Origin of the sequence: Labrys wisconsinensis (assembly GCF_030814995.1) — a bacterium.
GTDB classification, from domain to species: Bacteria; Pseudomonadota; Alphaproteobacteria; order Rhizobiales; family Labraceae; genus Labrys; species Labrys wisconsinensis.
Map to the genome: position 1 here is coordinate 113,110 of NZ_JAUSVX010000003.1, position 19,429 is coordinate 132,538.

The window sequence follows — 19,429 nt, forward strand, 5'->3', positions numbered from 1 at the left end:
CCTATACGATCCGGACCGATCAACCGATTCTCACGTTCGCGTCAGGACGGCGACGTCCTCCGCGCAGTCCGGTCAGAGCGCCGGCAGGTCGCCCCGTGCCCAGCCTTCCCGCACTTCGGCCCGGAAATCGGCGAAGCGCCCGGCGGCGATCGCCGCGCGCATGCCGGCCATCAGCTCCTGGTAGTAGGCGAGGTTCACCCAGCTCAGCAGCATCATGCCGAGGATCTCGTTGGCCCGGGTGAGATGGTGCAGATAGGCGCGGCTGTAGTCGCGCGCCGCCGGGCAGGCGGAGGCCTCGTCCAGCGGCCGAGGGTCCTCAGCATGGCGGGCGTTCTTCAGGTTGATCTTGCCGAAGCGGGAATAGGCCAGGCCGTGCCGGCCGGCGCGGGTCGGCATGACGCAGTCGAACATGTCGATGCCGCGCGCCACGCTCTCGACGAGATCGTCCGGCGTGCCGACGCCCATGAGGTAGCGCGGCTTGCCCGCCGGCAGATGCGGCACCACGGTCTCGATCATGTCGAGCATGACGGCCTGCGGCTCGCCCACGGCGAGGCCGCCGACGGCGAGGCCGGGGAAGTCCATGGCGGCCAGCGCCTCCGCGGACTCGATGCGCAGCGCCTTGTCGTCGCCGCCCTGGACGATGCCGAAGATCGCCTTGCCCGGCTGGGTCCCGAAGGCCGCCTTGGAGCGCTCGGCCCAGTCCAGCGACAGGCGCATGGCCCGCTCGATATTGGCGCGGTCGGTGGGCAGGCGCACGCATTCGTCGAGCTGCATGACGATGTCGCTGTCGAGCAGCGTCTGGATCTCCACCGAGCGGGCCGGCGTGAGGCGATGCATCGAGCCGTCGACATGGCTCTTGAAGGTGACGCCGTCCTTGTCGAGCTTGCGCAGGCCGGCGAGGGACATCACCTGGAAGCCGCCGGAATCGGTGAGGATCGGCCCCTGCCAGCGCGAGAAGGCGTGCAGGCCGCCGAGCGCGGCGACCCGCTCGGCCCCGGGGCGCAGCATCAGGTGGTAGGTGTTGCCGAGGATGATGTCGGCGCCGAGGTCACGCACCTGGTCGACATACATCGCCTTGACCGTGCCGGCGGTGCCGACCGGCATGAAGGCAGGGGTCCGCACAGCGCCGCGGCCGAGCGTGAGCACGCCGGTGCGCGCCGCACCCTCGGCGGCATGAACGGTGAAGGAAACGCCCGTCATGGCGCAGGGACCTCGGGGAACAGCAGGCTGGCATCGCCATAGGAATAGAAGCGATAACCCCCGGCGAGCGCATGGGCATAGGCGCGCTGCATGCGCTCGTGGCCGATGAAGGCCGAGACCAGCATCAGCAGCGTCGAGCGCGGCAGGTGGAAGTTCGTCATCAGCATGTCGACGGCACGGAAACGGTAGCCCGGGGTGATGAAGATGGCGGTCTCGCCGGCGAAGGGGCGGACGGTGCCGTCCTCGGCGGCGGCGCTCTCCAGGAGCCGCGCCGAGGTGGTGCCGACCGCGACGATGCGCCCACCGGCGTTCCGCACTGCATTGAGCGCGGCGGCCGCCGCCTCCGTCACCTCTCCCCATTCGGCATGCATGCGATGGTCGGCTATGTCGTCGACCTTGACCGGCAGGAAGGTGCCGGCGCCGACATGCAGGGTGAGGAAATGCTGGGAGACGCCCTGCTCGCGCAGGCGCTGCATCAGCTCCGGGGTGAAATGCAGGCCGGCCGTCGGCGCCGCCACCGCGCCCTCGGCCGCGGCATAGACGGTCTGGTAGTCGCTGCGGTCGCGGTCGTCCTCCTGCCGCTTGCCGGCGATGTAGGGCGGCAGCGGAACATGGCCGGCGGCGGCGATAGCCTCGTCGAGCGCCGGGCCCGACAGCTCGAAGCGCAGCGTCACCTCGCCGCCCTCGCCCCTGGCCTCGACCGTGGCGTCGAGCGCACCGAGGAAGCAGACATTGCCGCCTTCGCCGAAGCGGATGCGGTCGCCGGGCGCCAGGCGCTTGGCGGGCCGTGCGAAGGCGAGCCAGCGGTCCGGCGCCAGGCGCCGGTGCAGCATCGCCTCGATCGCGGCGCCGGCGCCGCCGGGGCGATGGCGCACGCCGTCCAGGCGCGCCGGGATGACGCGCGTGTCGTTGAACACCAGCGCATCGCCGGGACGCAGCAGGTCCGGCAGGTCGCGCACCAGCCGGTCCTCGATATCCGCTCCGGACCGCGCCACCATCAGCCGCGCCGCATCGCGGGGCGCCGCGGGACGCAGGGCGATGCGGTCCTCCGGCAGGTCGAAGTCGAAGTCGGAGACGCGCATCACGAAAAGGCGCCGCCGATGTCGGGCGGCGCCGTGTCCTGCGATGGGATGGCCGGCAGCGGCATCACCGTCCGATGTCAGGCGGCCGCGTCGGCGGCGACGCGCATGGTGACGATGCTGTCGGGATCGCGCACCGGCTCGCCGCGCTTGATCTTGTCGACGTTCTCCATGCCCTCGGTCACCTTGCCCCAGACCGTGTACTGCTTGTCGAGGAAGCGAGCGTCGTCGAACACGATAAAGAACTGCGAATTGGCCGAGTTCGGGCTCTGGGCCCGGGCCATGGAGCAGATGCCGCGCACATGCGGCTCGGCGTTGAACTCCGCCGGCAGGTTCGGGTGCTTCGAGCCGCCGGTGCCGGTGCCATGCGGGCAGCCGACCTGCGCCATGAAGCCGTCGATGACGCGGTGGAACACGATGCCGTCATAGAACTTCTCGCGCGCCAGCTGCTTGATGCGCTCGACATGCTTGGGCGCAAGATCCGGGCGCAGCTCGATGACGATGCGGCCCTTGGTGGTTTCCATGATGATCGTGTTTTCGGGATCGGCGGCCATGACGGCTCCTGTTTCGGAATGGAAGAGATGGGCTGTCCGCCGGGGTAGATAGGCGGAACAGCCGCGCGATGGAAGCCCTGCGGCGCGAAGCGGCCGGCTTCCGGCGCCGTCTCAGGCCTTCTTCAGCCCCGCGACGAAGGCCTCGTGCTCGCGGATCAGCTCGCCCGACAGCGCCTTGGCGATCAGGTCGCGGGTCTCGGCAATGCCGTAGATGGCCGCGAAGGAGCCGAAGCGCGGCCCGCGCTGCTCGCCGAGCAGGATGCGGTAGAGCGTGTTGAACCATTCGAGCGACACGCCCGGCCGCTCCGGTGTGGCACCCTTGGCCTTGAAGTCCTGGTAGGCCGGCTGGGCGCGGCCGACATCGTAGACCGCTTCCTGGATCGTCGTCGCCGAAGCGTCCGCCGGCAGGCGGCCGAGCGCGTCGGACAGGGCCTGCAGGGCCTGCCGCTCCGCCTCGGTCGGCACATGGTACGCCTTGGCCGGCTTCACGAAGTCGCGGAAATAGCGGATGGCGTAGCCGACCAGGGCGTCGAGGCGCGGGTGGGTCTCGGCCGAGGCGCCCGGCGCATAGCGCCGGAGGAAGGCCCACAGCACGTCCTTGCTCTCGGCATTGGCCACGGCGACGAGGTTGAGCAGCAGGCCGAAGGAGACGCTGGTGCGCTCCCCCTCCCCGCCGATGGTCTCGGGCGCCGGCGGATTGCCGCCATGGATGTGCCAAGCCGGATTGCCGAGGCGGTTCTTCCAGTCCTGGCGTTCATAGCCGGCGAGGAACTGCAGATATTCGTCGGCGGTGCGCGGGATGACGTCGAAATAGAGCTTCTTGGCCTCGCGCGGCTTCTGGAACATGAACAGCGACAGGCTTTCGGGGCTGGCATAGGTCAGCCACTCGTCGATGGTCAGGCCGTTGCCCTTCGACTTGGAGATCTTCTGGCCGAGATCGTCGAGGAACAGCTCGTAGTTGAAGCCGTCGGGCGGGGTGCCGCCGAGCACCTTGCAGATCTGGCTGGAGATCCGGACATTGTCGATATGGTCCTTGCCGGACATCTCGTAGTCGACGCCGAGCGCCGCCCAGCGCAGCGCCCAGTCCGGCTTCCACTGCGCCTTGGCATGGCCGCCGGTCACCGGGGTCTCGAAGCGCTTGCCGGTGTCGGGGTCGGTCCACACGATGGTGCCGCGGCCGGGATGGCGCTCCTCGATCGGCACCTGCATGACGATGCCGGTCTCCGGATGCACGGGCAGGAACGGCGCATAGGTCTTGCGCCGCTCCTCCCGGAGCGTCGGCAGCATGATCGCCATGACGTCGTCATAGCGCTCGAGCATCACCAGAAGCTTCTCGTCGAGCCGTCCGGCGGCATAGTAGTCGGTGGCGCTGGCGAACTCGTAGTCGAAGCCGAAGGAATCGAGGAAGCGCCGCAGCATGGCGTTGTTGTGGTGGCCGAAGCTCTCGAACTTGCCGAAGGGGTCGGGCACCCTGGTCAGGGGCTTGCCGAGATGCCGGCGCAGCATGTCCGGCGCCGGCACGTTCTCGGGCACCTTGCGCATGCCGTCCATGTCGTCGGAAAAGCACAGGAGCCGCGTGACGTGGCGTCCCTCGGTCAGCACGTCGAAGGCGTGGCGCACCATGGTGGTGCGCGCCACCTCGCCGAACGTGCCGATATGCGGCAGGCCGGAGGGACCGTAGCCGGTCTCGAACAGCACCTCCTTCTCCGGCCTGCCCTGCTTCTCGAGGCGGGCGACGAGCTTTCTCGCCTCCTCGAAAGGCCAGGCGGCGGAGGCGTTGGCGGCCGCGACGAGCTCGGCCGGAAAGAGGTCTGGCATCACGGATCTCCTGGGCGGCGGCCGACCCCTCAGGGATTCCGGGCCGCGATCCCGCAAAGACGTTCAAGGCGGAATCTCCAGCCGTCCCGCGGGCCGGCCGGAGATCCCATCGGGGCAGAACGCTTAGTGACGCCGCGGTGAAGCGTCAATGCGGACCGCTCCCACCGCCGCGGCAAAGGCGCTCGCCGAAGGCCGAGGGACGGCGATTGCGGCCGCCGATGGGGCACGACATGATGGGCGGCCCGCCGGGATGCCGATCATGCTCCTCACCGATTTCCTCGCCACCGCCGTGGTGACGCTGCTGGTGGTGGTCGACCCGCCCGGCCTCGGGCCGATCTTCCTCGGCGTCACGCCCGGCATGACCGCGGCCCAGCGCCGCTCGGTCGCCTGGCGCGCGGCGCTGATCGCCACCGGCGTGCTGGCCTTCTTCGCGCTGGTCGGCGAGCCGTTCCTGCGCCTGCTCGGCATCACCGCGCCGGCCTTCCGCATCGCCGGCGGCCTGCTGCTGTTCTGGATCGCCTTCGAGATGGTGTTCGAGCGGCGCGGCGAGCGCGAGGCGAACACGGCGGAGATCGCGATCACCAGGGACCACATCTCCAACGTCGCCGCCTTTCCCCTGGCGATCCCGCTGATGGCCGGGCCGGGCGCCATCACCGCGACCATGCTCCTGTCGGCGCAGACACAGGGCCACGTCCTGCTGCTGGCCGGGCTGCTCGCAGTCATCGCCTTCGCGACGCTGTGCTGCTACCTCGCCTTCCTGGCGGCCGAGCCGATCGACCGCCTGCTCGGTGTCACCGGCAACGTCGTGCTGACGCGCCTGCTCGGCATCGTGCTCGCCGCGCTCGCGGTGCAATTCGTGGTGGACGGGGTGCGGGCCGCCGCGGCCTGACCACCGCGGCGAGGCTGCGGGCCTCGCGGCCCGCCCGTCCGGACGAGGGGCGCTCAGAACGGGATGTCGTCGTCCATGCCGGAAGAATTGTACTTGCCGGCCGAGGCCGCGGCCGGCGCCGGACGCCGCTCCATCGGGCTCGCCGAGCCGAAGTCCGAGCCGGGATAATCGCGCCCGCCCTCGCTGTCGCCCTGACCCTGGCCCTGGCCGCGGCCGCCGAGCAGCGTCATCTCGCCGCGATAGCGCTGCAGCACCACCTCGGTCGAATATTTCTCCTGGCCGGACTGGTCGGTGTATTTGCGCGTCTGCAGCTGGCCCTCGATGTAGACGGTCGAGCCCTTGCGCAGATATTGCTCGGCGATCTTGGCCAGCCCCTCGTTGAAGATCACGACGCTGTGCCACTCCGTGCGCTCCTTGCGCTCGCCCGAGGCCTTGTCGCGCCAGGTCTCCGAGGTGGCGATGCGCAGATTGACCACAGGCTCGCCGGAGTTCAGCCGCCGCACCTCGGGATCGCGGCCGAGATTGCCCACCAGAATGACCTTGTTCACCGAACCCGACATCGCAGATTCCCTTCCTTCGCAAAGGCGGAAACGCCCGGCCTCGTGCCGCGCGCTCGTCCCGCCACTCCTCGATCTCTCCTAACACGCCGCAGGCCGGGCGGCCGGGCTTATCCCCAGCAATGTTTGTTCCATATTTGTTCACAAGACGCAAGCCCCGCCTCGACCATCCGCCGGGCAATCCGGACGGTCAGGCTGCGGCATAGGCCAGGGCGCAATAGGCCGTGCCGATCGCCGGCCCCTCGAGGCGGCGGACGCCGAGCCGCAGGGATGGCAATCCCGGCCCGGCCGGCAGGGCGACTGCGACGCCGTCCCGTGCGAGCGCGTGCAGATGCGGCGTGAGATCGGGCTCGGCGAGGCCGTCATAGACGCCGCGCCCCGACATCTTCAGCACGGCCTCCTTGGCCGCCCACAGCCGATGACAGAGGTCGCGGGCGCCGGGTCCGGACAAGCGCCCGACCGCCGCGGCCTCGCCTTCGGAATAGTGGTCGGCCGCGAAGGCGGCGGGTGCGGACGGGCTATCCGGCCCGTCGAGCTCGATGTCCGCCCCGACGAGCCCGTCGGGCGCGAAGGCGGCCAACAGCATGCCGGCTCGGCGTGAGAGGGACACGCCGAGCTCCGGATAGGGCGGGGCCAGGGCCGGGCGGCCGCTGGGCCGGCGATGGATGCGGATGTCGTCGCGGCCCGTGGCCGCGCGCAGCGCCGCGGCCGCTGCGGTGATGCGCAGGTGCCCTCCCCCGGGGGCGTCGTCGGCGGGTGCCGGCACCAGGACGGCGAGCGCCGGGCCGATGCGCATCACGGGGCCGGCAGGCCGGGCGGGCCATGCCGACGCGCTCACTCGGCGGCGTCGCGGAGACGCAGCGCCTGGTCCTCGACCGGCGTCGCCGGCCGCGGCGCCCTGACGGCGCCGCCCTGTGCGGGAGCGCCGACCCAGGCGGTGCCGGCCGGAATGGTCTCGCCCTTCATGATCAGGGTCAGCGGCTTCACCTCGGCGAAGTCGCCGATCTCGGTATCGTAGAGCACCGTCGAGCCGCTGCCGATCGTCACGCCGCGGCCGATCCGGATCCGGCCGACCTTCATGATGCGATCCTCGTAGAGGTGCGTCTGCGGGCAGGATCCCATGTTCAGGACCGCGTGGTCGCCGATCTCGGTGCAGTCGAACTCGCAGATGTCCGTGGTGTTGATCCAGGTGCCCTTGCCGATCCTGGTGCCGAAGGGGCGCAGCAGCCAGGGCAGGAACGGCGTCCCGCGCAGATAGTCGAGCAGCATCTTGCTGGCGAGGCCGCCATAGATCACCGCCACGGCCTCGGTCCGCATGGCCCACCACGACCACATCGGCCGCATCATCGGCCGATAGGTGCCGATCAGCAGCCACTTGCAGGCCACCGCCATGGCGTACATCGCCACCGACGTCACCAGCCCGCAGGCCGTGAAGAGGCCGAGCAGGGCCCAGAAGCCCTGGTCGAGCCGGGCCGCGATGAAGCCGGCCGTCACATAGGCGGTGGCGATCAGGACGGCGGTCGGGAGCGAGGTGTGCAAGGTCTCGAACGCGACCCGCAGCAGCCACATGCGGAATGGCGGGTCATAGGTCGTGCTGGCCGCGGCGGCGATCTTCTGGCGTGTCGGCAGGCGCATGGGCGGGCTGCCGCAGAAGGTCTCGCCCGCATCGACGGCGAGCCCTTCGGGCAGACGGGTCTTGATGCCGATCAGGGCATCGTCGGCAATGGTGCAGCCCTGGGCGATCACCGAGGAATTGCCGAAGAAGCAGCGGTCGCCCGTCTTCATCCGCCTGAGGGTCATCCAGCCGTTGCGGATCTCCTCGTCGCCGAACACGGTCTCGTCGCCGATGAAGTTGTCGCGCCCCATTTCAATGAGATCGTAGCGGCCGGCGAAGCTGGCGGAAATCTCGGTCCCGCGACCGATCCTGGCCCCCATCAGGCGATACCAGTTGCGCATGAACACGGTGGCATAGAGGGAATTCAGCGTCTCCAGGATGGATTCGGTGGTGAGCCCGACGAACCATTTGCGCAGATAGAGCCCGCCGAAGATCGAATAGGTGCCCGGTCTGACGCGCGGCAGCAGCAGCCAGCGCAGGGCCACCATCACCGCCATGGACACGACGATGAGCGCGAGCGCCGCCGGCCAGGAGAGCGCGGCGACGAGCCACCAGGGCAGAGGTGCGTCCGGATCGCCCGTGACCGCGCCCTGCAGCGTCTCGAGGACGTAGAAGGCCGGGAAGATCGGCAGCAGGCCGACGACGAGCCCGAGATTGTAGGCGAGGGCATAGAAGGCGATCTGGACGAAGCGCGCGACGGCGCCCTGCCTGGGATGATCGCCTGGGTCGGACTGTTCCGCCATGCCGGTCTGGCGCCCCGGCGATCCGTCCCAGCGGCTGCCCTCGGCGATGCGGGTGCCCGCAGGCACCGCCGTCAGGTCGCCGATCGCGGCGCCGGCGCCGATCACCGTGTCGCCGCCGATCACGCAGCCATTGCCGATCTGCACGTCGGCACCGATCTCGATGCGCCCGACATGCACCTGGTTGCCGATCACCTCGACATTGGCCAGCTTGAGCTTGGTGCCGAGGCTGGCGCGCTCGCCGATCGACACGAGGTCGATGGCGCCCTCCTCGAACTCGTCGATCACGGCATCGCGGCCGACCTTGGCGCCGAGCGCTCTGAGGTAGATGCGCATCAGCGGCGAGCCCTTGAGGAACTTGTGGGCCGTGAGCTGGACGACCCGCTCCATCAGCCAGATGCGGAAATAATAGGCGCCCCACAGCGGATAGACCCCGGGACGGGTACGGCCGATGATCAGCCATTTGAGCGCCACGGCCAGGACCTTCACGCCGAGATTGAGGCCGAGGAAGACGCCGCACAGGACCAGGACGTCCTGCCAGAGCGGCGCGTCGTCGCCGAGCAGCAGGGTCGAGGCGAGGAGGAGGCCGATCCATTCCAGCGTCACGATGCCGATGAGGACGGGCAGCGTCACGGCCTGGGCGAGGCCGCAGAGCACCCGCCGGCGCAGCGGCACCGGCTCGAAGGAGAGGTCCGCCGCGTCCATGGCTCCGGCGGCCCCCTCGTCCAGCGCCACGGCGATCCGCCTGAGGCTGCGATGGGCATAGACGTCGCGGATGGCGATGCCGGCCAGGGCGGGGACCCGCCGCACCTCGGAGACGAAGCGGGCCGCCAGCATCGAATGGCCGCCGAGATCGGTGAAGAAGTCGGCCTCCAGGTCGACCGCCGGCATGCGCAGCACGTCCTGGGCGGCCTTGAGCAGCTGGGCCTCGGTCCAGGAGCGGGGCGGCTCCTGCGCCGCGGCGGACCGTTCCTGCCCGGGCGGTATCGCGGCCAGCGCCTTGCGGTCGACCTTGCCGGAGGCCAGCCGCGGCAGGGCGGCATGGGTCTGCCAGGCCGCGGGCAGCATGTAGGGCGGCAGCCTCGCCGCCAGGGCCCGCCGTGCCCGCTGGGGATCGAAGCCTTCGGCCGCGACGAGATGGGCGCAGAGCGTGTCCCCGGCCGCCCCCTGATGGACGACCACGGCGGCCGCCTGCACGCCGGGCTCGGCCGCGATCAGCGCCTCGATCTCGCCGAGCTCGATGCGATAGCCGCGGATCTTCACCTGGTCGTCGATGCGGCCGTGGAAGCTGAGGCGTCCGTCGGCGCCGAGGCTGACCGCATCGCCCGTGCGGTAGAGTACCGGATCGGGCCCGTCCCAGAACGGATTGGCGACGAACTTGCGGGCAGTGAGATCGGGCAGGTTGAGGTAGCCGGGGGCCACCCCCGGTCCGCCGATCAGGAGCTCGCCGACCTCCTCCGGCCCGACCAGCCGGAGATCCTCGTCCACGACATAGGCGGTGGCATTGGCGATCGGCCGCCCGATGCTGACGGCCTCGCCGGGGACGAGCTCGGCGAAGGTCGCGACCACCGTGGCCTCCGTCGGGCCATAGGTGTTGACGATGCGCCGCCCCGGCCTGGCGAAGCGCTGCACCAGGGCCGGCGGGCAGGCCTCCCCGCCCAGCACGACGAGGCGAAGGCTGTCGACGTCCCGGCCGAACATCGACAGGAGGGTCGGCACGGTATCGATGACCGTGACGCCCTCGGCCGCGAGGCGGTCCGGCAGGGCGTCGACGTCCTGGAGCACGTCGGGCGTCGCCACCTTCAGCGTGGCGCCGGCGAGGTAGGGAACGAAGATCTCCTCCAGCGCCAGGTCGAAGGCGATGGAGGCCTGCTGCAGGACGACGTCGGCAGCCTCGATGCCGAGGAAGGCATTCGCAGCCCTGACATAGTGGCAGATGTTGCGGTGGGTGACGACGATGCCCTTGGGCGTGCCGGTCGAGCCGGAGGTGTAGATGGCATAGGCGGGGGCGGAGCAGCCCGGCATCGCCTCGGGCGCCGGGGCCGCCGGCTCGGCCAGGAGAGCGCCGAGATCGGCGGTCTCGACGGCGAGCGCGCCCAGCTTGTCGCCCATGGCATCGTGCGAGAGCACGAGGCGCGCCCGGGCATCGTGCAGGCAGGTCGCGACCCGCTCCGCCGGAGCGTCCGCGTCGAACGGCACGAAGGCGGCGCCCGCCTTGAGGATGCCGAGCATGGCGACGTGCAGCTCGAGCGAGCGGCGGAACCACAGGCCGACGAAGTCCCCCGGGCGCACGCCGCGACGCGCCAGCGCGCCGGCGACGGCATCGGAGCGCCGGTCGAGCTCGGCATAGGTGAGGCGCTCCGGCGCGCCGATGCGAGCCAGGGCCGTGCTGTCGGGGAAGGCCCTGGCCGTGGCTCGGAAGATATCGGCCAGCGTCTCCTCGCGCAGGAAATCGGGGCGAACGTCGCCGCTGAGCGTCGCGCAGGCGCGACTGCCGGGCGCCGGTGATAGATGGAGGGTCACGCCTGTCGTCCTTCTGCCGGCGGGCGGCAAGACTTGAATCGATCAGCACAAGTCTAGCGCGTGGGGCGTTTCTCTCCTCTGACAGGGCGCGCAAGCCAAATGTAAGCCTGGCTCCGGTACAATGAGCGAGACGCCGCGGCCCACGGGAGCCAACGAGCCATGACGCATCGCCCAGCCCCGGCCAGCAGGCCGCAGCGCATCGCCCGATGGCTGCTCGCCGCCGGTCTGACCGGCCTGCCGATCGCTCCGGCGTTCCCGGGCGTGACCGGTCGGCTCGACGCCGACGCCCTGATCACCTCGCGGCTCGGTCCGCGCTCCTATCCGGAAATCGCCGCCGCGGTGATGCGCGACGGCCCTTGCCGGATCCTCCGGATCCGCCTTATCCGTCGCGGCGGCCGGCTGGTGTATCTCGTCAGGGTGCTGAAGCCGGACGGCAAGCGGCGCGACATCGTGCTCGACAGCGTGACCCTGGCGGTTATCGAGAAGTAGGACCCATGCGAATTCTGGTTGCCGAGGACGAACGCGCAATCGTCGCGGATATCCGCCGCAGCCTCGAGGCCCACCAATATGTCGTGTCGACGGTGTTCGACGGCGAGGAGGCCCTGTTCGCCGGCGCCCACGAGGTCTTCGACCTCGTCATTCTCGACCTCGGCCTGCCCAAGCTCGACGGGCTGTCGGTGCTGCGGCGCTGGCGCTCGGCAGGACGCGGCATGCCCGTCATCATCCTCACCGCCCGCGACGACTGGCGCGACAAGGTCGACGGCATGGATTCGGGCGCCGACGACTACCTGACCAAGCCCTTCCGGATGGAGGAGCTGCTGGCGAGGGTGCGGGCGCTGGTGCGGCGCGCCGCCGGACAGTCCTCCCCCGTCCTCTCCAACGGCGTCCTGGAGCTCGATACGCGCCAGCGCATCGTCTCCTTCCGGGGCAGCCCGGTGCAGGTCACGCCGCTGGAATACCGCCTCCTCGCCTATCTCCTGCACAATGCCGGCCGGGTCGTCTCGCAGGGCCAGATCACCGAAAGCATCTATGACGAGGAGACCGAGCACGGCTCCAACGCGCTGGAAGTCGTGGTGGCCCGCCTGCGGCGCAAGCTCGACGGCTCGGTGATCCAGACGCGCCGCGGCCAGGGCTACGTCATCCCGAACGAGCATCCGCCGTCGTGAGCTCGTTCTCGCTCAAGCGGCGGCTGCTGCTGGGATCGGTCGTGGCGATCGTCATGGCGACCATCCTGGCCGGGATCGGCATCGACGCCATCTCGGGCCTCGCCATCCGCGCCCTGGCGCTGTCGGAGATCGACGACGAGATGCGGCTGCTGCTCGCCAGCATCGAGATCACCCCGTCCAACGATCTGTCGATCGAGGACGGCCCCCAGGACCCGCGCTTCGGCCTGCCGAACGGCGGCTTCTACTGGCAGGTCGGACGAGGCGGCACGGTCGAGCTGCGCTCCCAGTCGCTCTGGGACCAGAAGCTGCCCTGGCTGCACGCGGCCCCGCGCGAGCTCGGCCGCGCGCATGGCATTGCCGGCCCGAACGGCGCCGATCTCCTCGCCGTGGAGCGCTCGATCGTCATCTCGACAGCGGCGGGCGACCAGTCCGTCACCGCGCTGATCGCGCTCGACAACAGCGAGCTGGCTCCGGCACGCTGGCGCTTCTTCTATGCCATGGCTCCCTCGCTCGCGGTGCTGATGCTGGCCCTGATCGGCGCGGTGGTCGCGGTGCTGCGCTACGGCCTGAGGCCGCTCGACGAGCTGCGCGTGGCGCTGGCCGCGGTGCGCGAGCGGGCAGTGCGGCTGATCGGCGGCCAGTTCCCCAGCGAGATCCAGCCGCTGGTCGATGATCTGAACGAGCTGATCGCCTCCCGGGAAACCCAGCTCATGCAGGCGCGCGCCCGGGCCGGAGACCTGGCGCACGGGCTGAAGACGCCGCTCGCGGTGCTGGAGGCGACCGCCCGCAACCTCGCCGAGAGCGGCCAGCCCGTCGCGGCGGCCGCGATCCGCGAGGAGGTGCGGCGGGTCGACGTGCAGGTCAGGCGCACGCTGGCGCAGGCTCGCGCCAGCCTGGCGGCGGCGCAGATGTCGGCCTCGGTCGAGGCCGTGCCGGTGCTGACCAGGATCGTGGCCGCCATGCAGCGCCTCGCCCGGGACAAGCCGGTCGCGTTTGCGCTGGAAGCGCCGCAGGAGCTGCGGATCGGCATGGACGAGAGCGACTTCACCAATGTCGTCGGCAATCTCCTGGACAATGCCCGCAAATGGGCGGCCACGCAGGCCGTGGTCCGGCTGGCCCTCGTGCCGGCGTCCCGCGAGATCGTGCTCTCGATCGAGGACGACGGCCCCGGTCTGCCGGAGGACGTCGAGCATACCTTCATCGAGCGCGGCAAGCGCCTGGACGAGACCGTGACGGGCACCGGCTTCGGCCTCGCCATCGCCAAGGACATCGTGGAAGCCTATGGCGGCGAGCTGGGGCTCGCAGCCGCCGATCTCGGCGGCCTGAAGGTCTCGGTCCGCCTGCCGGGGCGGCTCGCCATCCCTGCCGCGTCGCCGGCGGCACCGGCTCCCGTCAGCGCGGCTGCCCCCCAGGCACGCTGACCGCCTGCGCGCCCGCCGCGACGCCCCGGGCAAGGCAGGCCTCGATCTGCGCTCCCGCCAGATGGGCCGCCAGGAATGCGGCGAGGAAGGCATCGCCCGCTCCGGTGGTGTCGACCGCCGCGACAGCCGGGCCCGCGACGGACCAGCGCGCCGTGCCGCGCGCCGCCGCCGCGCCGCGCCCGCCGCGCTTCAGCACCACGAGATCGAACAGGGCGGCGAGGTGGCGCAACTGCCCCTCCTCGTCCGCGAGGCCGGTGAGGGCTTCGGCCTCGTCGACGTTCGGGAACAGCATGGCGGCCCCCCGGATCCAGGCGAGGACGTTGGCCGGCCCGAGGTCGCGGAGGAAGCCGGCCGAGGCCGGATCGATGGTCACCGGCACGCCGCGACGCCGCGCGGCGCCGAGGAAGTCGAGCACGGCGGCCCGTGGACCGGGCGAGACCAGCGAATAGGCCGAGACGTGCAGCAGCGCCGCGCCGTCGAGCAGCGCATCCGGCAGGTCGGCGCGGCACAGCGCCTCGTTGGCGCCGCGGTCGGTGAGGAAGCTGCGCTCGCCGTCCGGCGCGAGCAGGGCGACGAGGCGCCCCGAGCCCAGCCGTTCGTCGACAGCCAGCGCGGGGGTGACGCCATGGCGGCGCAAGGCGGCAGCATGGGCCTCGGCGTCCTCGCGCCCGACCCGGGCCGCCAGCATCACCGGCAGGCCGAAGCGCGCGAGCCAGGCCGCCTGGTTGGCGCCCGAGCCGCCCGGCAGCATGGCGATGGCGGCGCGCCGGTCGGAGCCGTGCACGATCGGCCCCTCCGGTCGGACGATGATGTCGGTCATGACGTCGCCGACCACGACGACATGGCCGGCCCGCGGCTCGGAAAGGGACATGGCTGCTCCTGCTGGGCCGCCTGTCTACACCGGACGCCGGCGCGGCGCAGCGGCCGTCGCGGCATCCGTGCAGGTTTGCCATGCCGCCCTTGCCGGTTGACATCCCCCGCCCGGCGCGGCCATCAAGCGCGATACGGAGCGAATCGGGGCTGCGACGGGATGGGCTTCTCCGCCGGCGACATACTCGGCGCCCCGCTCTGGTTCTGGGCGGTGTTCGCAGCCGTCATCCTCGCCATCCTGGCTTTCGACCTGGGCTATCTCAGCCGCCGCGTGCGGGTGCTGTCGCTCGGCCAGTCGCTGGTGCTGACCACCAGCTACGCGCTGCTGGCGGTGGTGTTCGGCGCCGGGGTCTGGGCCTGGTTCGGAGCGGAGAAGGGCTCGCTGTTCTTCACCGCCTACGTGCTGGAGCAGTCGCTCTCCATCGACAACGTCTTCGTGATGTCGGTGATCTTCGGGTTCTTCGCCGTGCCGCGCGAGCACCAGCACCGGGTGCTGTTCTGGGGCATCGTCGTGGCGATGGCGCTGCGGGCGATCTTCGTCGGGCTCGGTGCGGCCATGGTGGCACAGTTCGACTGGCTGCTCTACCTCTTCGGGGTCTTCCTGATCGTGACCGGCGTGCGGATGCTCTTCAACGCCGATGCCGAGCCGGACCTGTCGCGCAACGCCGCCGTGCAATGGCTGACGCACCGGCTCAGGGTGACGGCCAAGATCGAGGGCGAGCACTTCTTCGTCCGGCGCACGGCGCGCGACACCGGCCTGCCCGCCCTGCACGCCACGCCGCTCTTCCTCGCCTTCATGGTGATCAACGTCGCCGACATCGTCTTCGCCGTCGACAGCGTGCCGGCGGTGCTGTCGATGACCCTTGACCCCTTCATCGTCTACACCTCGAACATCTTCGCCATCCTGGGGCTGAGGGCGCTCTATTTCGTCATCGACGCGCTGATCGCCCGATTCCGTTATCTCAAGGCGGCGCTGTCCTTCCTCCTGATCTTCATCGGCGTGGTCATCTTCTACGAACGGCTGATCGGCGAGTTCGACAACGTCCTGACCATGATCATCACCTTTGCCGCGATCCTGGTGGCGATCCTCGCCTCTGTGCTCAACCCCGCCGGCGGGCGGCCGGCCCGGAAGGGATAGCCGGCGCGAGTCGCGCCGATCCCGGCCGCGCCAAGCAATCGCCAATCGAGACTGCGCCAGATCGACGCGGCTCGCCGGACCTGATGCGGTTCGGCACACAATTTTGCGTGAGCCAGGCGGAAGACGAGCGTCGAAGTTGTGGCCAACCCTGTTCTTGCACGCCCTCATGCTTGTGGAGGGGTGGCGAGCGGCTTAGATTTTCTTCGCATGGTCCACGGGAGATACCGTGATCGACATGCACAAGCTCGGAATGATGGCCGCGGCTTGCGGCTTTGTCTCGATCGGCCTTCTGGCTGCGCCGGCCCGCCCGGCCGAGACGGAGGTGGACGTTGAACTGATCCTGGCCGTGGACGTATCGCGATCCATGGATGCGGCGGAGCTTCAGATCCAGCGCGAGGGCTACATCGCCGCCTTTCGCCATCCCGAAGTCATCGCGGCGATCCGCTCCGGCTATACCGGCCGGATCGCCGCCACCTATTTCGAATGGGCCGGTCCCGGCAGCCAGGAGATCGTCGTCCCCTGGATGCTGATCGACGAGGCGGCCAGCGCCGATGCGTTCGCCGGCCGGATCCGGCCCGGCACGGGGATCGGGCGTTACGGCACCTCGCTGTCCTCGAGCCTGACCTTCGCCGCGGGGCTGTTCCGCGACAACGGCTTCGCCGGCGGACGCCGGGTGATCGACGTCTCGGGGGACGGCGCCAACAACACCGGGCCGCCGCTCGGCCCGGCGCGGGACCGGGCGGTGGCGCAGGGCGTCACCATCAACGGCCTGCCGATCATGATCCATGCCGACGACGCCAACGATCCCTTCGGCATCACCAATCTCGGCGACTACTACCGCGATTGCGTGATCGGCGGCGCGGGCGCCTTCACGCTGCCGGTCTACGAGGTCGGCGAGTTCGAGGTGGCGATCCGGCGCAAGATCATCCAGGAAATCTCGCTCGGTCGGCCGCGCGCCGTCTTCGTCGCCGACGTGCCCTCCCCGTCGCGGCGCGGCTCCTGCGGTCCGGGCGAGCCCTGGCGCCTGCCCGATCCGCCGCGGCCGCGATAGAGGCCAAGCCACGCCCCTCGGATCGAACGATGGTTACGATCCGCGGGATGCGGCGAAAGCACGAGCAGCGGCGGCGCCACTTGCGCCGGCGGAGCAAACCCTGTATGGGACCGCCTTCGCTTCGGCCGGAGGCTGAACGGACGGCCGTGCTCGCACGGCAGGGACTTCGGGTCCCGGCGTCCCGTGTCTCCGCTCTCTGGGACAATCCTCCAAGGCCTGCAGGGGCCCGCGAGGGGCTTCGCGCCGGGCGATCGATGCAATGTTGAAGGACAGGCCTTCTATGCCGAATTACGAGCATGTTTTCATGGCTCGCCAGGACGTCACCTCGCAGCAGGTCGAGGCGCTGACCGCCCAGTACAAGGGCGTCATCGAGGCGAATGGCGGCTCGATCACCAAGAGCGAATATTGGGGCGTCAAGTCGCTCCAGTACCGCATCAAGAAGAACCGCAAGGCGCATTTCTCGCTGTTCAACATCGTGGCGCCGCCGGCGGCGATCGCCGAGATGGAGCGGCAGATGTCGATCTCCGAGGACGTGATCCGTTTCGTCACCTTCAAGGTGGACGAGCTGGAGGAGGGTCCCTCCGCCATGCTGCGCAAGAGCGACCGCGACGAGCGTCGCGACGATGACCGCGGCTTCGGCTTCGGCGGCGGGCGCGGCGGCTTCGGCGGTGGCGGACGCGGCGGCTTCGGGGGCGACCGCGAGCGCCCGCCGCGCCGCGACCGCTTCGAGGGCGACGCTGCGCAACCGGGCGCGGGAGAGTAAACCATGGCCATGTCACCCGGACGCCGTCCGTTCTTCCGTCGCCGCAAGTCCTGCCCGTTCTCGGGCCCGAACGCGCCGAAGATCGACTACAAGGACGTCAAGCTGCTGCAGCGCTACATCTCCGAGCGCGGCAAGATCGTCCCCTCCCGCATCACGGCCGTCTCGGCCAAGAAGCAGCGCGAGCTGGCGCAGGCGATCAAGCGCGCCCGCTTCCTCGGCCTGCTGCCCTACGTGATCGGCTGAGCCGGCGCGCCGGCCCCTCGGGGCCGGCGTTCCGCCCGCGACGCGAGCGACCTCGGGTCGAGCCCGCCGCGGTTTCCACGACCGGCTCCGGATTTCCCGGCCGGTACCAAGTGAGTCAGCCGGACCAGGGCCGGCCATGGTTGGGGCAGGTCATCGCACGCGATGCCCACCTCTAACCGCGCAAGCGGGACAGCTCGACGGATGACGCGAAACCTTCTCATCGGACTGGTCGCAGGCCTCGCCTCGGCGCTTCTGTTCGCGTCGCTGCTGTCGGGCTCGCCGCTGTCGCTGCTGCTCTGCCTGGCGGCGCCCCTGCCGATCATGATCGCCGGACTCGGCTGGCGCCATCGCGCCGGGCTGGTGGCGGCCGTGGTCGCCTCCGTGCTCCTCGGCGTCGGCCTGTCGGACGGCGGCTTCGATGTCCGCCTCGCCGTGGCCTTCCTCGCCTCCACCGCCCTGCCCGCCTGGCTCCTGTCCTATCTGGCGCTGCTCGGGCGCTCCGAGGCCGGCGGCGCCGTGGTCGAGTGGTTTCCGATCGGCACGCTGGTCGCGGTGACGGCGCTGCTCAGCGCCGCCATCACCATGCTGATCGCGCTGTCCTTCGGCCTCACCTTCGAGACCTACAGCGCGGCGCTGGGCGAGCGGATCGAGGCGGTGCTGCGCGTCTTCACCGACACGCCGGACGGGCAGCCGATCGCGGTGCCGAACGCCGCCGCCTTCGTCGCCTTCGCCAAGGCCGTGGCGCTGCCGATCTCGACCGCGGTCTGGGTGTTCACCACCCTGTTCAATCTCTGGCTGGCGGCCCGCGTGGTCAAGGCCTCCAGCCGCCTCGCCCGGCCCTGGCCGGACGTCCCCTCCTCCCTGCGCCTGCCGCGGCGGACGATCCATGGCCTCGGCCTCGCCGTGCTGGTGGCGGCCTTCGCACCCGGCATGGTGGGGCTCGCCGGCGAGTTCGTCACCGCCGGCCTGGCGGCGGCCTTCGCCATCGCCGGCTACGCCGTGCTGCATGCCGTCACCCGCGGCATGACGGCGAGGCCGCTCGTCCTCGGCGCCTGCTATGCGATCACGCTGGTGCTGAGCTGGATCGCCATCATGGCCGCGGTCGTCGCCGGCCTTGCCGACCACTTCCTCGACTTTCGCGGCCGCGTGGCGGCGCGCCGCAAATCCAACCCCGCCAACGACAAGTCCTGATAAGAAGGAGATCCCGCAATGGAAGTCATCCTGCTCGAGCGCGTGCCGAAGCTCGGCCAGATGGGCCAGACGGTGAAGGTGAAGGACGGCTACGCCCGCAACTTCCTCCTGCCCCTCGGCAAGGCGCTGCGCGCCACCAAGGCCAACAAGGAGCGCTTCGAAAGCGAGCGTGGCCACCTCGAAGCCCGCAATCTCGAGCTGCGGTCCGAGGCCCAGGTCATCGCCGACAGGCTCGCGGACAAGAGCTTCGTCATCATCCGCCAGGCCGGCGAGACCGGCCAGCTCTACGGCTCCGTCTCGGCGCGCGACCTCGCCGACGCCACGGAGGCCAACGGCTTCACCGTCGCGCGCTCCCAGTTCGTGCTCAACACGCCGATCAAGACGCTCGGCCTGCACCCCGTGGTGGTCCAGCTCCACCCCGAGGTCGAGGTGAAGATCTTCGCCAACGTCGCCCGCTCGCCCGACGAGGCCGACCGCCAGGCGCGCGGCGAGAACGTCACCGCCCGCCGGGACGAGGACGAAGACACCTACGAGAACCCGGAGGACGTGGCGATTCCGGGCGTCGACGACGTCGAGGGCGAGCAGCCCGCCGCCTGATATCGGCCACGAAG

Annotated in this window: 18 protein-coding genes; 10 read left to right on the forward strand and 8 right to left on the reverse strand. The window is 70.3% G+C overall.

The genetic code is table 11. The features are described 5' to 3' along the window. Nucleotides 1–72 precede the first annotated feature (72 nt). From tgt to QO011_RS10495, 4 genes are all read right to left on the reverse strand, one after another. Nucleotides 73–1,200, reverse strand: coding sequence for a tRNA guanosine(34) transglycosylase Tgt (tgt, locus tag QO011_RS10480; protein WP_307271298.1), 1,128 nt, complete (start codon nucleotides 1,198–1,200; stop codon nucleotides 73–75). Beyond that, nucleotides 1,197–2,282, reverse strand: coding sequence for a tRNA preQ1(34) S-adenosylmethionine ribosyltransferase-isomerase QueA (gene queA, locus QO011_RS10485; protein WP_307272327.1), 1,086 nt, complete (start codon nucleotides 2,280–2,282; stop codon nucleotides 1,197–1,199). The genes tgt and queA overlap by 4 nt, the downstream gene beginning before the upstream one ends. Nucleotides 2,283–2,359: 77 nt before the next feature. Continuing rightward, nucleotides 2,360–2,833, reverse strand: coding sequence for a peptidylprolyl isomerase (locus QO011_RS10490; RefSeq protein WP_307271300.1), 474 nt, complete (start codon nucleotides 2,831–2,833; stop codon nucleotides 2,360–2,362). A 111-nt stretch (nucleotides 2,834–2,944) separates the two neighbouring features. Then, nucleotides 2,945–4,651, reverse strand: a complete 1,707-nt coding sequence (locus QO011_RS10495) for a lysine--tRNA ligase (protein WP_307271302.1) — start codon at nucleotides 4,649–4,651, stop codon at nucleotides 2,945–2,947. A 259-nt stretch (nucleotides 4,652–4,910) separates the two neighbouring features. Here QO011_RS10495 and QO011_RS10500 point away from each other — a divergent pair, with 259 nt between their 5' ends. Further along, nucleotides 4,911–5,540, forward strand: a complete 630-nt coding sequence (locus QO011_RS10500; protein ID WP_307271303.1) for a MarC family protein — start codon at nucleotides 4,911–4,913, stop codon at nucleotides 5,538–5,540. Between the two features lie 53 nt (nucleotides 5,541–5,593). Here QO011_RS10500 and ssb read toward each other — a convergent pair whose 3' ends face one another. The 3 genes from ssb to QO011_RS10515 form a co-directional block, all read right to left on the reverse strand. Next, nucleotides 5,594–6,100, reverse strand: a complete 507-nt coding sequence (ssb, locus tag QO011_RS10505) for a single-stranded DNA-binding protein (protein WP_307271305.1) — start codon at nucleotides 6,098–6,100, stop codon at nucleotides 5,594–5,596. Between the two features lie 187 nt (nucleotides 6,101–6,287). Further along, nucleotides 6,288–6,935, reverse strand: coding sequence for a 4'-phosphopantetheinyl transferase family protein (locus tag QO011_RS10510; protein WP_307271307.1), 648 nt, complete (start codon nucleotides 6,933–6,935; stop codon nucleotides 6,288–6,290). Further along, nucleotides 6,932–10,975, reverse strand: coding sequence for a Pls/PosA family non-ribosomal peptide synthetase (locus QO011_RS10515; RefSeq protein WP_307271309.1), 4,044 nt, complete (start codon nucleotides 10,973–10,975; stop codon nucleotides 6,932–6,934). Before QO011_RS10515 ends, QO011_RS10510 begins: the two co-directional genes overlap by 4 nt. Before the next feature lie 159 nt (nucleotides 10,976–11,134). On the opposite strand from QO011_RS10515, the gene QO011_RS10520 reads away from it, so the two are divergent. Genes QO011_RS10520 through QO011_RS10530 form a run of 3 tightly spaced genes read left to right on the forward strand, consistent with a single transcriptional unit; the run spans nucleotide 11,135 to nucleotide 13,562 of the window. Continuing rightward, nucleotides 11,135–11,464: a hypothetical protein gene (locus tag QO011_RS10520; protein ID WP_307271311.1), complete on the forward strand. Its 330-nt coding sequence runs from the start codon at nucleotides 11,135–11,137 to the stop codon at nucleotides 11,462–11,464. Between the two features lie 5 nt (nucleotides 11,465–11,469). Continuing rightward, the gene (locus tag QO011_RS10525) at nucleotides 11,470–12,141 is read left to right on the forward strand and encodes a response regulator transcription factor (RefSeq protein WP_307271312.1); all 672 of its coding nucleotides are present in this window, start codon (nucleotides 11,470–11,472) and stop codon (nucleotides 12,139–12,141) included. Next, nucleotides 12,138–13,562, forward strand: coding sequence for a sensor histidine kinase (locus QO011_RS10530; protein ID WP_307271315.1), 1,425 nt, complete (start codon nucleotides 12,138–12,140; stop codon nucleotides 13,560–13,562). The genes QO011_RS10525 and QO011_RS10530 overlap by 4 nt, the downstream gene beginning before the upstream one ends. On the opposite strand, the gene QO011_RS10535 is transcribed toward QO011_RS10530, so the two are convergent. After that, nucleotides 13,534–14,433 carry a carbohydrate kinase family protein gene (locus tag QO011_RS10535; RefSeq protein ID WP_307271318.1) on the reverse strand — a complete coding sequence of 300 codons (900 nt, stop codon included), beginning with the start codon at nucleotides 14,431–14,433 and terminating at the stop codon, nucleotides 13,534–13,536. The genes QO011_RS10530 and QO011_RS10535 overlap by 29 nt on opposite strands. Nucleotides 14,434–14,592: 159 nt before the next feature. Here QO011_RS10535 and QO011_RS10540 point away from each other — a divergent pair, with 159 nt between their 5' ends. The 6 genes from QO011_RS10540 to rplI all read left to right on the forward strand — a co-directional run bounded on the left by QO011_RS10540 (nucleotide 14,593) and on the right by rplI (nucleotide 19,415). Further along, nucleotides 14,593–15,570 carry a TerC/Alx family metal homeostasis membrane protein gene (locus tag QO011_RS10540; RefSeq protein WP_307271320.1) on the forward strand — a complete coding sequence of 326 codons (978 nt, stop codon included), beginning with the start codon at nucleotides 14,593–14,595 and terminating at the stop codon, nucleotides 15,568–15,570. Between the two features lie 235 nt (nucleotides 15,571–15,805). Continuing rightward, nucleotides 15,806–16,621 (forward strand): DUF1194 domain-containing protein, encoded by an 816-nt coding sequence (locus QO011_RS10545; RefSeq protein ID WP_307272329.1) that lies wholly within the window; start codon nucleotides 15,806–15,808, stop codon nucleotides 16,619–16,621. 280 nt (nucleotides 16,622–16,901) lie between these two features. After that, nucleotides 16,902–17,384 carry a 30S ribosomal protein S6 gene (gene rpsF / locus QO011_RS10550; protein ID WP_307271323.1) on the forward strand — a complete coding sequence of 161 codons (483 nt, stop codon included), beginning with the start codon at nucleotides 16,902–16,904 and terminating at the stop codon, nucleotides 17,382–17,384. A 3-nt stretch (nucleotides 17,385–17,387) separates the two neighbouring features. Then, nucleotides 17,388–17,627, forward strand: coding sequence for a 30S ribosomal protein S18 (rpsR, locus tag QO011_RS10555; protein WP_307271326.1), 240 nt, complete (start codon nucleotides 17,388–17,390; stop codon nucleotides 17,625–17,627). Between the two features lie 201 nt (nucleotides 17,628–17,828). Beyond that, on the forward strand, nucleotides 17,829–18,818 hold the full coding sequence (locus QO011_RS10560; RefSeq protein ID WP_307271329.1) for a DUF2232 domain-containing protein: 990 nt from the start codon (nucleotides 17,829–17,831) through the stop codon (nucleotides 18,816–18,818). 18 nt (nucleotides 18,819–18,836) lie between these two features. Further along, nucleotides 18,837–19,415, forward strand: a complete 579-nt coding sequence (gene rplI / locus QO011_RS10565; RefSeq protein ID WP_307271333.1) for a 50S ribosomal protein L9 — start codon at nucleotides 18,837–18,839, stop codon at nucleotides 19,413–19,415. Nucleotides 19,416–19,429 lie beyond the last annotated feature (14 nt).

Coding starts and splice junctions, on each gene's coding strand:
- tgt (WP_307271298.1), bottom strand. CDS start 1,200: ATGACGGGCGTTTCCTTCACCGTTCATGCCGCCGAGGGTGCGGCGCGC.
- queA (WP_307272327.1), bottom strand. CDS start 2,282: ATGCGCGTCTCCGACTTCGACTTCGACCTGCCGGAGGACCGCATCGCC.
- QO011_RS10490 (WP_307271300.1), bottom strand. CDS start 2,833: ATGGCCGCCGATCCCGAAAACACGATCATCATGGAAACCACCAAGGGC.
- QO011_RS10495 (WP_307271302.1), bottom strand. CDS start 4,651: ATGCCAGACCTCTTTCCGGCCGAGCTCGTCGCGGCCGCCAACGCCTCC.
- QO011_RS10500 (WP_307271303.1), top strand. CDS start 4,911: ATGCTCCTCACCGATTTCCTCGCCACCGCCGTGGTGACGCTGCTGGTG.
- ssb (WP_307271305.1), bottom strand. CDS start 6,100: ATGTCGGGTTCGGTGAACAAGGTCATTCTGGTGGGCAATCTCGGCCGC.
- QO011_RS10520 (WP_307271311.1), top strand. CDS start 11,135: ATGACGCATCGCCCAGCCCCGGCCAGCAGGCCGCAGCGCATCGCCCGA.
- QO011_RS10525 (WP_307271312.1), top strand. CDS start 11,470: ATGCGAATTCTGGTTGCCGAGGACGAACGCGCAATCGTCGCGGATATC.
- QO011_RS10535 (WP_307271318.1), bottom strand. CDS start 14,433: ATGTCCCTTTCCGAGCCGCGGGCCGGCCATGTCGTCGTGGTCGGCGAC.
- QO011_RS10540 (WP_307271320.1), top strand. CDS start 14,593: ATGGGCTTCTCCGCCGGCGACATACTCGGCGCCCCGCTCTGGTTCTGG.
- QO011_RS10545 (WP_307272329.1), top strand. CDS start 15,806: ATGCACAAGCTCGGAATGATGGCCGCGGCTTGCGGCTTTGTCTCGATC.
- rpsF (WP_307271323.1), top strand. CDS start 16,902: ATGCCGAATTACGAGCATGTTTTCATGGCTCGCCAGGACGTCACCTCG.
- rpsR (WP_307271326.1), top strand. CDS start 17,388: ATGGCCATGTCACCCGGACGCCGTCCGTTCTTCCGTCGCCGCAAGTCC.
- QO011_RS10560 (WP_307271329.1), top strand. CDS start 17,829: ATGACGCGAAACCTTCTCATCGGACTGGTCGCAGGCCTCGCCTCGGCG.
- rplI (WP_307271333.1), top strand. CDS start 18,837: ATGGAAGTCATCCTGCTCGAGCGCGTGCCGAAGCTCGGCCAGATGGGC.